The following is a 13,610-nucleotide window of genomic DNA, read 5'->3' as shown; positions in this document are numbered from 1 at the left end:
CTCATGCGCCGAGCATCGGATCGAGCCGGCCGGCGCGATCCAGGGCCATCAGATCATCGCAGCCGCCGACGTGCGTGCCGTCGATGAAGATCTGTGGCACGGTTTGCCGGCCGCCGGAGCGATCCAGCATTTCGGCGCGGCGCGGGCCGCCAGTGCTGATGTCGATTTCCTCGAAGGCAGCGCCCTTGGTTTCCAGCAATTTCTTGGCCCGCGTGCAAAACGGGCACAGGAATTTCGTGTAAATTTCAATTTTGGCCATGGCCTGTTCCAATCCGTGAGCCGGGGGGATACACCTACACCGCCCAATGTCAAACTGCGGCAGTCCCGAACTGTTCCGGCCCGGCGTGTTCAATCCTGTCGGGCAGAGCGCGGGTGTAGGTCAACACCGCGACATGTCGCGCCCCGGCCCGCTGCAACTGGCGCGCACAGGCCGACACTGTCGCGCCGCTGGTCATCACATCATCGACCAACACGACGGCACGCCCCTGCACGGCGGCCTTGCGCGCCACCTGAAAGGCGCCAACCACATTGCTGGCGCGCTGCTTGCGGGTCAGCCCCCTGGTGCTGGCAGTGGGCTTTACCCGAATCAGGGCATCAACCAGTAATGGGCGATCGGCTTGCCGGGCCATTTGGCGGGCGATTTCGGCGGCCTGATTGAAGCCGCGCCGCCACAGCCGCCAGCGGTGCGATGGCACCGGCACGATGACTGCATCGTCGGGCAAGGTCCCGGCGCTGCGCAGCATGGTGCGCGCCATCAATCGAGCCAGATGCAGGCGCCGGCCATGTTTCAGGGCGAGCACCACCTGCCGCGCGGCCCCGCCATAGGCCAAGGGCGCGCGTGCCGTTTGAAACGGCGGCGGTTCGGCCAGACAGGCGCCGCACAATGCCGCAGCATCGCCATCATGTGGCAGCGGCACCCCACAACAGGCGCATTGCGGCGGGCCCAGAAATTGAAGCGCACCAAAACAGGCCGCGCAGAACCGATCATCCCCGTCGACAATCAGCCCGCATCCGGGGCAGCGCGGCGGCAGCACGGCATCGATCACGACGCGCAAGGGCAGGCTGAACAGAGAGGTGGCAGTGCTGGCCATTTGCCCGAGCTTGCGCGTGGCCCAGCCGCCCGTAAAGGGGGTGCGATGGTTGCCGATTTGCCATTTGATCCCGTCTTGCGCCGCCGGCGCCACGCGCAGGCCGCGCACAGATTTGCGAGCGCGGCGTTTCTGCACGATCGCATGGCCGAGGAGCTGCGCGAGCGCGTGGCGATGATTGCCCGCCCGTTTGCCGATGTGCTCGATCTGGGCGGGCCTCGGCCGGTTTGGCCGCACGGGGATGGGCTGGTGGTGCGGGCGGCACTGGGCCAGGGTGGGCATGAACCCGCGGGCCGGCTGGTGGTTGCCGACGAGGATCACTTGCCCTTTGCCGATGCCAGTTTCGATCTGGTGGTGGCGGCCGGCAGCCTTGGTACGGTCAATGATCTGCCCGGCGCCCTGGCTGGCGTGCGCCGGGTGTTGCGGCCCGATGGCCTGTTCATGGCGACATTCATTGGCGGCATGAGCCTGGTGGAGTTGCGCACTTGCCTGTTGGAAGCGGAAGCCGCGGTGACCGGTGGTGCCGGGCGGCATACGGCACCGATGGTGGAGGCGAGCGCGGCCGCCGGCTTGCTGGCGCGTGCCGGCTTTGCGATGCCGGTTGCGGATGTTGATCGGGTGACCTTGCGCTACGCCAGTCTGTTCGGCCTGTTCGATGATCTGGCCGCGATGGGCGCGCGTTCGGTGCTGGCGGCGCGCCGGCCACTGCGCCGTGATGTGTTGATGGCGGCGGCGACGCGCTTTGCTGAGATGGCCGATCCGGATGGAAAGACAGCAGTCACCATCGAAATGCTGCACGTCGCCGGCTGGGCGCCCGGCCCCGGTCAGCCACAGCCCAAGGCGCCGGGCAGTGGCACCGCCAGCCTGGCCGCTGCGCTGAACAGCCGGGCGTGAGACTTGCCGGCAAGGCCTGTTTCCCCCTAGGCTTGGATGATGCAGGCTGCCGCCACCTATCTGGTCGTGATCGAGGACAGCCCGGAAAGCCGGGTGGCGATGCATTTTGCCGTGCAGCGCGCGGCCCATGTCGATGCGGCGGTCGCGCTGATCAGCGTGGTGGCGCCCACCGAATTCCTGCATTTCGGCAGCCTGCAGACCGCAATGGCCGCCGAAGCGCGCGCCGATGCGGAACGTCTGCTCGACAAGCTGGCGGACGAAGCGGAAGAATTATCAGGGGCGCGACCGGCCACGCAGGTGCTGAACGGCGAGCCGGCCAAGGCGATCCTTCAACATGTGAAGGACAATCCGGGGATTAGGGCCCTGGTGCTGGGCACGGCCTCGCGCGGTAGCCCGAGTGCGCTGGTCAGTTTTTTTGCCGGCGAAACCGCGGGCAGCTTGCCGTGCATCCTGATGCTGGTGCCGGGCGGGCTGGAGCCGGAGCGGATCGCCACACTCGCTTGATAGTGGATAAATCCGGTCTTATTTAGGTTGAACCGCCGATGGCCATCAGCCATAGGCTGCAGTGACAAACTTGAAGGTGCTTGCCCGATGTTCATCGAAACCGAACAGACCCCCAACCCGCTGACGTTGATGTTCCGCCCGGGGCAGAAAGTGACCGGCGGCGACAGTGTGGATATCGCCACGCCGGAGGCGGCCGATGCTTCGCCACTTGCGGCAGCGCTGTTTGCGCTGGGCGATGTGGACCGGGTGTTCTTCGGTCACGATTTCGTGTCGGTGACGCGCAATCCGGCCGGCGCCGAATGGGTGGGGTTGAAGCCGCAGATCCTGGGTGTGCTTGTTGATCATTTCAGCAGCGGCGCCCCCCTGTTCACCGGCACAGTGGCGCAGGCAACATTTGACGATGATCCCGCTGATGCCGAAATCGTCATGCAGATCCGCGAATTGATTGAAACCCGTGTGCGCCCGCAAGTGGCCGACGATGGCGGCGACATCGTCTATCGCGGCTTCAATAAGGGCACAGTGTTCCTGGAAATGCAGGGTGCCTGCTCGGGCTGCCCTTCCAGCACGATGACGCTGAAGATGGGCATTGAATCGTTGTTGAAATATTATGTGCCCGAAGTCACCGACGTGCGGGCGATCTGATCATGGCAGGCGAACCGCTCGATGCTGGCGCATTGGCGCAACTTTTCACAGATGCGCGCACCTATTATACGTGGGACGACACGCCGGTATCCGAAGCTGATCTGCGTGCGCTATATGATCTGGTAAAGATGGGACCGACGTCGGCCAACAGCAGCCCGGCCCGCTTCATTTTCTGCCATTCCGCCCAATCACGCGAACGGCTGGCGGCGTGTGTGAGCGCGGCCAACCAGCCCAAGGTCAAGGCGGCGCCAGTCACGGTGATCATCGGGTTCGATCCGGAATTTTATGATCGCCTGCCCGAATTGTTCCCGCACGCCGACGCGCGGGCCTGGTTCACCGGCAGCGAGGCCTTGGCCCGCGAAACCGCCTTTCGCAATTCATCGCTGCAAGGCGCCTGGCTGATCATGGCGGCGCGGGCGCTGGGGTGGGACACCGGGCCGATGTCAGGCTTTGCGAAACCGGCCGTGGACGCCGAATTCTGGGCCGGAACGAAGATTGAAACCAACTTCATCTGCTCGCTGGGCAAGGGCACGGCCACCGGCCTGTTCCCGCGGTTGCCGCGACTGGCGTTTGAGGATGCGGCGCACATCCTGTAACGGACAGGCGTGACTGCATCCCCGCCCCTGTTGCTGGCGATTTCCACCTCGTCCCCGGCGCTGTCGATCGCATTGGTGGCGGGGCCAAAGCTGCTGGCGCGCCATCACGAACTGATCGGGCGCGGGCATGCCGAAGCGCTGGTGCCCGGCATAGCGGCCCTGTTGATTGGTCAGCCGCGCCCCCAGGCCATCGTGGTGGATGTCGGGCCGGGCAGCTACACCGGCATTCGCATCGGTATCGCGGCCGCGCGGGCGCTGGGCCTGGCGTGGGACGTGCCGGTGCATGGGGTGTCGGCGCTGGCGCTGGTGGCAGCAGCGGCCTTTGCCGCCAATCCGGCGTTGGGAGATGTTTTGGCCGTGATCGACGCCGGGCGCGGCCAGGCGGTGGGCGCTGTTGTGCAGCGGGCGTCGCCGCTGTTGCCGCCGCGCGTGATCAGCCAATTGCCATCGGCGGTCGCAACGGCGGGTGCTGGCGCGGCTTTGCTGCCGCCTGGCGTGCAGCCGCTGCACGACCATCACCCCGATGCCGGCTTTGCCGGGCAGGTACCACCGGCCTGGCTTGTGCCGCCGGCTGCGCTTTACCTCGACGATTGAGCCGCTTATGGCGTCTGCTGTGGATCAGCCAGGCTCTTCGCCCCGCGCATTGATGCCGGCACTGCTGATTGTGCCTGCTGATGAACGCCACCTCGATGCCATGATGATGGTAATGCATGCCGCCTTTGACCCGCGTTATGGCGAAGCCTGGTCGGCGGCACAGTTGCTGGCAACCATGGCGATGCCCGGTTGTTGGGCGCGGCTGGCCTTGCAAGGATCACAGCCCGTGGGCTTTACCTTGTGTCGCGCCGTGACCGATGAAGTTGAATTGCTGTTGATCGCTGTAGCCCCGCAATTGCGTCGGCAAGGTGCCGGTAGTCGACTGCTGGCGCGTGCGCAGGAAGATGCACTTGCCCGGGGATGCAAGGTGTTGTTCCTTGAGGTACGCGAAGATAACCAAGCTGCTCGTTATCTTTACCAAGTTTCCGGCTTTGCTGTGATCGGCCGTCGTGCCGACTATTATGCCGGCAAGGATGGAAGTCGCCGCGCCGCAATTACCATGCGTTTTGGCTTGGAAACATTGATCGTGTGACAGTTTTTTGTTGCAAAGTCCGCCCCTGCGGCTCAGGACGTGTGCTGCGGAAGTAGGGATCCGTGCTTTTGGGGTCAAGGAAGAGAAAATGACAGATAACACTCATTCACATACCGAACTGCTGGCGCTTACCGCCGATATCGTGGCTTCCCATTTCGCCAACAACACCGTGCAACCGTCTGATGTGCCTGGCGTGATTGAAAGCGTTTATGCCACGCTGTCGCGGCTTGGTAGCCCGGTGGCGCCGCCGCCGCCGAAGCAGGAACCCGCTGTCGCCATTCGTTCGTCGATCAAGCCTGATTTCATCGTGTGCCTTGAAGATGGCAAGAAGCTGAAGATGCTGAAGCGTCACCTGATGACGCGCTATGGCATGACACCCGATGATTACCGCACCAAGTGGGGCCTGGCGGCTGATTATCCGATGGTCGCGCCCAACTATGCTGAGCAGCGCCGCACATTGGCCAAATCAATTGGCCTAGGCACCAAGCGCACTGCCAAGCCGCGTGGCCGTCCGCGCAAGAACCCGGTCGCCTGAACCGCCCGGAACGGCCCGGAACTGCAGCGCCTTTGGCTTGAGCTGCAGTTGCCCGGCGGGCATTCGCCCGCTTGCTACCGCCCGCCTTGCCGCCTAAACGGAAGGCAGGGCAGGCGGAAGCGTGGGTGAGCAGGAGAGCGCGGATGGGCGAGCAGATCGACATCGAGGCCTTGTGCCTGAAAAAGGGCCTGCGCATCACCGAGCAGCGTCGCGTGATTGCCCGCGTGTTGAGCGACGTGACCGACCATCCTGATGTGGAAGCACTGCATCGCCGGGTCGCGCAGGTTGATCCGCGCATTTCCATCGCCACCGTCTATCGCACCGTGAAATTGTTCGAAGAAGCCGGCATCCTGGAACGGCACGAATTCCAGGGCGGCCGATCGCGCTATGAAACCGTGGCCGATGGCCACCATGATCATCTGATCGATATCGACACCGGCGACGTGATCGAATTTCACGATCCGGAAATCGAAGAGCTGCAACGCCGCATTGCCGACCGGTTGGGCTATCGCCTCGTCGACCACCGGATGGAGCTATATGGCACGGCGATCAAACCGTCCAACTAGGGCGCCGCTGGCGCAGCGGCGGGCGCCACCAACAAGGCGTCTTGGCACGATGCGCACGGCCTTGGGCACGGCGGCCACTGTCGCCGCGACGGTTCCCGCCGAGATACTGCTGCGCGCCTTCACCCTGCGCAATCGGCCCTATCTGCCGATCTGGTTTCATCGCGGTTTGTCGCGGGCGATGGGCGTGGCCATTCGCACACACGGCCGGCCGGCGGCGCGCAATCGCGTGCTCTATATCGTCAATCATTTGTCTTGGGCGGATATTCCGGTGCTCGGCGCCCGCATCCGCGGCAGCTTCGTGGCCAAATCCGAAGTTGCCGGCTGGGGCCCGGTTGGCTGGCTGGCGAGCTTTGCCCACACTGTCTATGTCGCCCGCGATCGCCGGCAAAGCGCCGGCACCCAGAGGAACGAGATTGCCGAGCGGTTGCGCGCCGGCGGCAGCATCATCCTGTTTCCGGAAGGCACCAACAGCGACGGCACCGGTGTGCTGCCTTTCAAATCCGCTCTGTTCGCCGTGGTCGCCGATGTGCCGGGCGTGGTGATCCAGCCGGTGACGCTGGCCTACACGCGGATTAACGGCCTGCCGGTCACCCGTAGGCAGTTGCCCGATCTGGCCTGGGTGGGTGATACCGAACTGGGCCCGCACGCCATGAGCTTCATCGGCCTGGGCCGGGTGACCGCGGAGATATTGTTTCACCCGCCCCTCGATCCGGCAGCGTGGCCCGATCGCAAGGCCCTGGCACTGCATTGCCATGACGTGATTGCCGCCGGCTACCGCCGCTTGATGCGCGGCCATGTGACCGGGGAAGCCTGATGACCTTGGCGGGCAAAGCCGCTATGCCTGAAGGGGTTCATCTGGAGATTGCTGCGACCGTGTCGTCCCCCCCCACCGAATTGCCGAGGCGCTATCACGTCAAGTCCTTCGGATGTCAGATGAATGTCTATGACAGCGAGCGGATGGGTGATCTGCTCAGCGCGCAAGGCATGGCGCCGGTGGCGACTCCGGAAGAGGCCGACGTGGTGGTGCTCAACACCTGCCACATCCGCGAACGGGCGGCCGAGAAACTCTATTCCGATATCGGCCGCCTGCGCCAGCCGCGGCGCGATGGCAGCCGGCCGACCATTGTCGCCGCTGGCTGCGTCGCCCAGGCCGAAGGCGCTGAAATTGCAGCGCGTGCCCCGGCGGTTGACGTGATTGTCGGGCCGCTGGCCTATCATCGCCTGCCGCAACTGTTGCAGCAAGCGCGTGGCGGACGGGTGATCGACATCGACATGCCGGCGGTGCCGAAGTTCGACTCATTGCCGGCCCGGCACACAACCCAAGCGAGCGCGTTCCTGACCGTGCAGGAAGGCTGTGACAAGTTCTGCACCTTCTGTGTGGTGCCCTACACCCGCGGCCCGGAGACCAGCCGCCCGGCGGCCGATCTGTTGGCGGAAGCGAAGGCCCTGGTGGCGCGCGGCGTGCGGGAGATCACCCTGCTCGGCCAGAATGTGAACGCCTACAGCGACAGTCTTGGGGGCGGCCTGTCGCTTTCCGGCCTGATCCGCGAACTGGCGCAGATCGACGGGCTGGCGCGCATCCGCTACACCACCAGCCATCCCCGCGACATGGAAGGCGCCGGCGGTGACGATCTGATTGCCGCCCATGCCGAAGTGGCCAAATTGATGCCCTATCTGCATTTGCCGGTGCAATCGGGTTCGAGCCGCATCCTGAAGGCGATGAACCGCGCCCACACCCGCGATTCCTATCTGGCAACGCTGGCCCGACTGCGCGCGGCGCGGCCCGATATCGCCCTTTCGGGTGATTTCATCGTCGGTTTTCCGGGTGAGTCCGACGCGGATTTCGAACAGACGCTGTCGATTGTCCGCGAGGTTGGCTACGCCGCTGCCTACAGCTTCAAATACAGCATCCGCCCAGGCACACCGGCGGCGACCATGGCCGACCAGGTGCCGGAGGCCGTGAAGGATGAGCGGCTTGCCCGCCTGCAGGCCACCATCAGCGAGGCCAGCCTGGCCTTCAATCGCAGCACCGTCGGCCGGCGCTGCACCGTCCTGCTGGAACGGCCCGGCCGCAAGCCCGGGCAATTGATCGGCAAGACACCCTGGCTGCAATCGGCCGTGGTGTCATTGCCGGGTGCCGTGATCGGTGATCTGGTGGAAGTGGAGATTGTATCTGCCATGCCAAACAGCGTTGAAGCCATGCCTTGCCGCCCGCAAAGCCAGGTCGCCTGATGGGCCGCAAACCGCACCGTGGCGGCAACCCGCCCGGGCCCACCGATCGCGTCAAGCTGGAGATCCAGTTCGACAAGGTGCAATTGCTCGGCGCGCTGTTTGGTCAATATGATCAAAATCTGATCGCCCTCGAAGGCCAGCTCGGCGTCTATATCAGCGCCCGCGGCAATCGCGTGATCGTGGAGGGCGAAGCCGATGCCGCCGCCCGCACCCGCGATGTGCTCACCAGCCTTTATGCCCGGGTGGTGAAGGGTGAGGATATCGACACCGGCGATGTGATCGGCGCCGTGGCGGTTGCGGCGCAGCCCATGCTGGAAGGGCTGGTGCATGCCGACACCGGCCAGGCTGCCACTGCCGCCATTCGTACCCGCCGCAAGACCATCGTCGCGCGATCGCCCACCCAGGTCCGCTATATCGAGGCGCTTGGCTCGTCCGACGTGATCTTCGCCCTTGGCCCGGCCGGCACCGGCAAAACCTATCTGGCGGTGGCGCAGGCGGTCAGCCAGCTGATTTCCGGTTCGGTGGACCGGCTGATCCTGTCGCGCCCGGCCGTGGAGGCTGGCGAACGGCTCGGCTTCCTGCCCGGCGACATGAAGGAAAAGGTCGATCCCTATCTGCGTCCGCTTTACGACGCACTCTATGACATGCTGCCGGCCGAGCAGGTCGAGCGCCGGCTGGCATCGGGTGAAATCGAGATCGCGCCGCTGGCCTTCATGCGTGGCCGCACGTTGGCCAACGCCTTCATCATCCTGGATGAGGCCCAGAACACCACGCCGCTGCAGATGAAGATGTTCCTCACTCGCTTCGGCGAGCGCAGCCGCATGGTGATCTGCGGCGATCCCAACCAGGTCGATCTGCCCAACCCCGGCGCCTCGGGCCTTGCCGATGCCGTGCGGCGTCTGGACGGGGTGGAGGGTATCGCTACCCTGCGCTTCTCGGTGAAGGAGGTCGTGCGCCATCCGATCGTGGGCCGCATCGTGGAGGCCTATGAAGGCCCCGCCCAAGACGGCTGATGCTGACGGTTGAAACCGATATCGTTGCCGCCGGCTGGCCGGAGGGGCCCGATTGGGAAGCGGTGGCGCGTGCGGCCGTCGCGGCAGCCGTCGCCGAAACCCCGCACGCCGATCTGGACGCGGCGCCGATGTCGGTCGAAGTCGCAGTGCGCCTGACCAACGACGCCGAAGTGCATGAACTCAATCGGCAATATCGCGGCAAGGACAAGCCGACCAACATCCTCTCCTTCCCGATGCTGAGCGCCGACATGCTGGTGCAGCTTGCCAACAGCGATGATGGCGAGGTGCTGCTCGGCGATCTGGTGCTGGCCGTCGAAACCGTGCTCGCCGAAGCCGCTGCCAAGGGCTGGACACCCGGTCAGTATGTCGCGCATCTGATTGTGCATGGCACGCTGCACCTGCTAGGATATGATCACGAGGACGACGAGGCTGCGGCCGACCGGATGGAAGCGCTGGAACGTATCATCTGTTCACGGTTGCACCTGCCCGACCCGTATGAAGGATGAAGCCTGACCATGCCCGAGGGCGACAGTAGCGGCGACAGCCATAGTCGATTGCGGAGCCGCAGCTGGTGGCGGCAAGTCCGCCACTTGTTCAACCGGGCCCAGGAAACCTCGCTGCGCGAAAGCCTGGAAGAGGCGATCGACGAAGCCGAGGATGCTGAACCCCAGGGCGCCCTGGGCGACGATCTCGGCCCCGTCGAACGTGCGATGCTGCGCAACATGCTGCATCTGGGCGATGAATGCGCCGGCGACATCGCGGTGCCGCGCGCCGACATGGTCACCTTCGATGCCGACCAGGGCTTTGCCGCGCTGGTGGCGCTGTTCCGCGAAGCCGGCCACAGCCGCATGCCGGTGTGGCGCGGCGAACGCGACAACATCATCGGCATGATTCACATCAAGGATGTGTATATGCAGATCGCGGACACGTTCAGCGATCAGGTCAGCTCCGCGCCGTTGCTGAATCTGGATATAGAGCCGTTGCTGCGCGACGTGCTGTTCGTGCCGGCTTCGATGGCGATCGTCGATCTGCTGGCCCGGATGCGGGCCGGGCGCACCCACATGGCGATCATCATCGATGAATATGGCGGCGTCGATGGCCTGGTCACCATCGAGGACCTGGTCGAGGAAATCGTCGGCGACATCGAGGACGAACATGACGAAGCCGCCGCTGCGCTGATCCAGGCGGTGGGCGACGGCCTGTGGGAAGCCGACGCGCGCCTGCCGATCAGCGACCTGGAAGAAACGCTGCACATGACCCTGGCCGATGATGCCGTGGGCCTGGATGTCGATACGCTGGGCGGTCTGGTGTTCATGCTGGCCGGCCGCGTGCCGGCGCCAGGCGAGCATGTCGATCACCCCGCCGGCTGGCGCATCGAAGTGATCGACGGCGATCCGCGCATGGTGAAGCGCTTGCGGATACAGCTGACGGCGGCGTGAGTGGGTTGATGTGACTGCTGTTAGAGATGGCCCGGCTAATCTGGACGGTCTGAAACCGCCGTGATCGTGCCATCGCGGCCGCGCACATAGACCCGGCCACGCCAGACGAGCCGCCGTTGAAATTGCGCGGCCAGCAGGCGCAGTGCCACCAGCATATCGAGCAACGGCGAAAGCCAGAAGCTGGCATCCCGTCTGGCGTAGGAGCCGTTGACTCCGGCCAGCACCCCGATGCGGCTGACCAGCAGCACGGCCTGCACCAGCAGGAACCACAGCGGCCAGCCGCCGATCAGCGCGAGCAGCAGCAATGGCAAGGGCGCTGCCTGCAACATCACCACCTGTGCCAGCGGCAGGAGTGCCACCCCACCGGCATGGTGATCGCGCATGACCAGCGATCGCGGCCAGTTGGCCCAGACCTCTTGGGCGGACCCGTACATCTGCACCACGACCGGCACATCCGTTTCGTAAAAGCCGACGGCATGGCCGGCCTTGGCCAAGGTGCGGGCGATGGTGATGTCTTCACACAGCGACGCCAGCGCCGACCCGATCGCATCGGTTTCGGCAAGCACGGCCCTGGCAGCGAAGAAACATTGGCCGTTGGCCATCACCCGGCGGGGATCACGCGTCGCATAACCGGGCGGGCCAAAGCGATAGACCAGCGTCGTCAGGAACGCGGGGTGCAGCATCGACTGCAGCCACCCCGCGCAGGATTGTTGCGTGGCAACCGACAGGGCATCAATCTTTTCAGCGTGGACAAAAGCGGCGAGGGCGCGGGTCAAACCCGGCGCAACGATCGTATCGGCATCAAGGGTCAGCAGCCAGTCGGCGCGCGCCGCAGCCGCGCCCTGCTGCAAACCCCAGGCCTTGCCGACGGCCGTCATCGGCACCGGGGACGCGTCGATGAATTTTACCCGCGCATCAAGCGCCGCGGCTGCCATCACGACTTTGCGTGTGCCATCGATCGATCCGCCATCGACAATCAGGATTTCAGTGATTTCGGGAACCGTGCCCGCTTCGGCAAGCAGGGCCTGCAACATGGCTGGCAGGCGCCGTTCTTCGTTGAGCACCGGCACGATCACGGCAATGGAAAATGGCGCCGGCGCTGTGCTGGCTGGAATGCGGCGCATGCTCGCCACGCGCAGGAACTGCCGGAACACCCGCACGGCCAGGACGGCCTGGATGATCACCACAACCAGCAACAGCAGCAGGATCGCCATGGCTTGTCCTTGCGGCACGGCAGTTAACCGCTGAGCCGGCAGATGTCGGCCCTGACGTCTGCCACCAGGCGGTTGACGTCGGTGGCTGCCGTGACCAACCTTGGCTGCCCATAGCGAAAGGCCAGCCGGCGGGGGTTGGCGGCATCAGCGCCGATGCCCACCGGGACGACGTTGACCGGGCGGCCATGGCGGCGGGCGGCAGCAACAGCGGCCCGCGCAAAGCCCGGCTTGAACGGTGCCAGCAATTCGTGGCGCGGTTTGCGCTGGGTGTGGGGGTCGATCAACGGGTAGCTTTCCGGAAAGATGACGACAACGCGGCCGCGGCCAAGCAGCGTCACACACTGCCGAAACGACCGTTGCTGATAGGGTTGGGCTTCTTCCAGTCGATAGGCGGATGCAGCGTCGAGGACGGGCAGTTCATCGGCCAGCCGATCCTTGGCGGTACGCAGCGTCACGGGCCAGGCGCAAGCCCGCGCCAGCGTTTCCATCAGCCAACGCTCCGCGCGGGAGGTCACCCAATCCAGCCCGATCAGGATGTGCAGCGGACGGCGGCTGTGCGCCAACAGGCCGAGACCATCGAGCAGATGGTGATAATGTCTTACCGCCAGCACCACGGGCCCGGACCCCGGCACCTGATCGAGCCCGGCAGCGGTGATTTCGGACCGGTTGATCGCCACTCTGGCGCCCAGCCGCATCGCCAGGCCCGAAATATCGACAAACGTCGCCGGCAAGATCAGGCGTCGCTGCTGAGCATCGTTGGCCGCAGCGCTGGCCAGAACCATGCCAGCATCACGGCCGAGGCCAAGCCGAGGCCGATGGCGGCAGGGACCCAGATCTCATTGCCGAGGCAGATGCCGGCAGCAAACAACAGGTTGCAGATATACATGATCAGAAAGAACGTCCCCTGATCATCCGAGATCGGCCGCAACCCCTGATCAAGATAGGCAGATACCGCCATGAAAATCATGCCGGTTGCCATCCAGCCGAAGAAATTCACGATGGGAACGCCCAGATATGGGCCAACATCTTCCCAGACCCAATATTGCAGCAGCAGATCGGGATGCGACATGGCGGGATCGAGCACCATGTCCCAAGCCACCAGCATGGCGGAACCCAGCAGGATCGATGGCCATAGGCGCGTCGAGCCAGACCATGTCCGAATGAGCGCCGTGGCCACAGCGAAGGCGGAAAATCCCATCGAAAACCACGAAAGCGGGATCACCGGCGGCACCTTGCCCATGATCTTGAAACCGAACAAATCCGTATATTCATAATTGCCGAACGGCCAACCGAACGAGGTGCCGGTGAGTTCAAACATCAGCGACAAGGTGACGGCGACGCTGAAGAAAATCAGCATGGCGCGCCGCCCGGCGATGACTGTGCCGAACGCCAGCACGGCAGCGGCACCCAGGATGATCTGGAAGTTGCCGCCCTGCGCCAACGCCAGCGGGAACAACGACGCAATCACGCCCCAATCGCTCCATATTTCCGGATGCGGCACCATGATGGCGATACCGGCAAGGCCGAACAGCGAGAGAAAGACGTGGCACAGCAGCAGCGCCCACGCTGTACGTTCCAATGAATATTGTTTCACCCCGGGCTCCGCAATCGATGTTCGTCGCCACCCCTTTTTGAGCAAAGCTAGGCAACTGGAGCGCAAACCGATACAGTCGCGACTTGATCATGTCCCTGAGGCGTTTGCGCCGATGCTGCGGCGAATTGACCGGTCAGGGCGGGGTTCGGTGATCAGCTTGTGGCTTA

Annotated in this window: 18 protein-coding genes; 13 read left to right on the top strand and 5 right to left on the bottom strand. The window is 64.5% G+C overall.

Annotated elements, in window-relative coordinates:
• Window position 1: 1 nt before the first annotated feature.
• Together grxC and ACTIEZ_RS01935 are read right to left on the bottom strand one after the other, a co-directional pair.
• Window positions 2–259, bottom strand: coding sequence for a glutaredoxin 3 (gene grxC / locus ACTIEZ_RS01940; protein ID WP_439544957.1), 258 nt, complete (start codon window positions 257–259; stop codon window positions 2–4).
• Window positions 260–308: 49 nt separating this feature from the next.
• On the bottom strand, window positions 309–1,091 hold the full coding sequence (locus ACTIEZ_RS01935; protein WP_439544956.1) for a ComF family protein: 783 nt from the start codon (window positions 1,089–1,091) through the stop codon (window positions 309–311).
• Window positions 1,092–1,136: 45 nt separating this feature from the next.
• Here ACTIEZ_RS01935 and ACTIEZ_RS01930 point away from each other — a divergent pair, with 45 nt between their 5' ends.
• From ACTIEZ_RS01930 to ACTIEZ_RS01870, 13 genes are all read left to right on the top strand, one after another.
• Window positions 1,137–1,982, top strand: a complete 846-nt coding sequence (locus tag ACTIEZ_RS01930; protein ID WP_439544955.1) for a class I SAM-dependent methyltransferase — start codon at window positions 1,137–1,139, stop codon at window positions 1,980–1,982.
• A gap of 36 nt (window positions 1,983–2,018) precedes the next feature.
• On the top strand, window positions 2,019–2,486 hold the full coding sequence (locus ACTIEZ_RS01925; RefSeq protein WP_439544954.1) for a universal stress protein: 468 nt from the start codon (window positions 2,019–2,021) through the stop codon (window positions 2,484–2,486).
• 87 nt (window positions 2,487–2,573) lie between these two features.
• A complete protein-coding gene (locus ACTIEZ_RS01920) occupies window positions 2,574–3,128 on the top strand; it encodes a NifU family protein (RefSeq protein ID WP_439544953.1) in 555 nt (184 codons plus the stop codon).
• 2 nt (window positions 3,129–3,130) lie between these two features.
• On the top strand, window positions 3,131–3,724 hold the full coding sequence (locus ACTIEZ_RS01915; RefSeq protein ID WP_439544952.1) for a malonic semialdehyde reductase: 594 nt from the start codon (window positions 3,131–3,133) through the stop codon (window positions 3,722–3,724).
• 9 nt (window positions 3,725–3,733) lie between these two features.
• Window positions 3,734–4,318 carry a tRNA (adenosine(37)-N6)-threonylcarbamoyltransferase complex dimerization subunit type 1 TsaB gene (tsaB, locus tag ACTIEZ_RS01910; RefSeq protein ID WP_439544951.1) on the top strand — a complete coding sequence of 195 codons (585 nt, stop codon included), beginning with the start codon at window positions 3,734–3,736 and terminating at the stop codon, window positions 4,316–4,318.
• A gap of 52 nt (window positions 4,319–4,370) precedes the next feature.
• Window positions 4,371–4,850, top strand: coding sequence for a ribosomal protein S18-alanine N-acetyltransferase (gene rimI, locus ACTIEZ_RS01905; RefSeq protein ID WP_439544950.1), 480 nt, complete (start codon window positions 4,371–4,373; stop codon window positions 4,848–4,850).
• Between the two features lie 88 nt (window positions 4,851–4,938).
• Window positions 4,939–5,385 (top strand): MucR family transcriptional regulator, encoded by a 447-nt coding sequence (locus tag ACTIEZ_RS01900; RefSeq protein WP_439544949.1) that lies wholly within the window; start codon window positions 4,939–4,941, stop codon window positions 5,383–5,385.
• 143 nt (window positions 5,386–5,528) lie between these two features.
• A complete protein-coding gene (locus ACTIEZ_RS01895) occupies window positions 5,529–5,951 on the top strand; it encodes a Fur family transcriptional regulator (RefSeq protein ID WP_439544948.1) in 423 nt (140 codons plus the stop codon).
• Window positions 5,952–6,000: 49 nt separating this feature from the next.
• Window positions 6,001–6,765 carry a lysophospholipid acyltransferase family protein gene (locus ACTIEZ_RS01890; RefSeq protein WP_439544947.1) on the top strand — a complete coding sequence of 255 codons (765 nt, stop codon included), beginning with the start codon at window positions 6,001–6,003 and terminating at the stop codon, window positions 6,763–6,765.
• Between the two features lie 23 nt (window positions 6,766–6,788).
• Window positions 6,789–8,183, top strand: a complete 1,395-nt coding sequence (gene miaB, locus ACTIEZ_RS01885) for a tRNA (N6-isopentenyl adenosine(37)-C2)-methylthiotransferase MiaB (RefSeq protein WP_439544946.1) — start codon at window positions 6,789–6,791, stop codon at window positions 8,181–8,183.
• Window positions 8,183–9,196, top strand: coding sequence for a PhoH family protein (locus ACTIEZ_RS01880; protein ID WP_439544945.1), 1,014 nt, complete (start codon window positions 8,183–8,185; stop codon window positions 9,194–9,196). Before miaB ends, ACTIEZ_RS01880 begins: the two co-directional genes overlap by 1 nt.
• The gene (ybeY, locus tag ACTIEZ_RS01875) at window positions 9,196–9,702 is read left to right on the top strand and encodes an rRNA maturation RNase YbeY (protein WP_439544944.1); all 507 of its coding nucleotides are present in this window, start codon (window positions 9,196–9,198) and stop codon (window positions 9,700–9,702) included. Before ACTIEZ_RS01880 ends, ybeY begins: the two co-directional genes overlap by 1 nt.
• 84 nt (window positions 9,703–9,786) lie before the next feature.
• Window positions 9,787–10,635 (top strand): hemolysin family protein, encoded by an 849-nt coding sequence (locus tag ACTIEZ_RS01870; protein WP_439544943.1) that lies wholly within the window; start codon window positions 9,787–9,789, stop codon window positions 10,633–10,635.
• Window positions 10,636–10,670: 35 nt separating this feature from the next.
• On the opposite strand, the gene ACTIEZ_RS01865 is transcribed toward ACTIEZ_RS01870, so the two are convergent.
• From ACTIEZ_RS01865 to ACTIEZ_RS01855, 3 genes are read right to left on the bottom strand one after another with little or no spacing between them, the layout of a single operon-like run.
• Window positions 10,671–11,849: a glycosyltransferase gene (locus ACTIEZ_RS01865; RefSeq protein ID WP_439544942.1), complete on the bottom strand. Its 1,179-nt coding sequence runs from the start codon at window positions 11,847–11,849 to the stop codon at window positions 10,671–10,673.
• 23 nt (window positions 11,850–11,872) lie between these two features.
• Entirely contained in the window at window positions 11,873–12,580 is a 708-nt protein-coding gene (locus ACTIEZ_RS01860) for a 1-acyl-sn-glycerol-3-phosphate acyltransferase (protein ID WP_439544941.1), read from the bottom strand.
• Between the two features lie 2 nt (window positions 12,581–12,582).
• Complete coding sequence (locus tag ACTIEZ_RS01855) at window positions 12,583–13,428, bottom strand: carotenoid biosynthesis protein (RefSeq protein ID WP_439544940.1); 846 nt, start codon at window positions 13,426–13,428, stop codon at window positions 12,583–12,585.
• Window positions 13,429–13,610 lie beyond the last annotated feature (182 nt).

Source organism: Sandarakinorhabdus sp. (assembly GCF_051860625.1).
GTDB lineage: Bacteria > Pseudomonadota > Alphaproteobacteria > Sphingomonadales > Sphingomonadaceae > Sandarakinorhabdus.
Note: the sequence above shows the minus strand (reverse complement) of the source record. Positions and strands in the feature narration are given on the sequence as shown.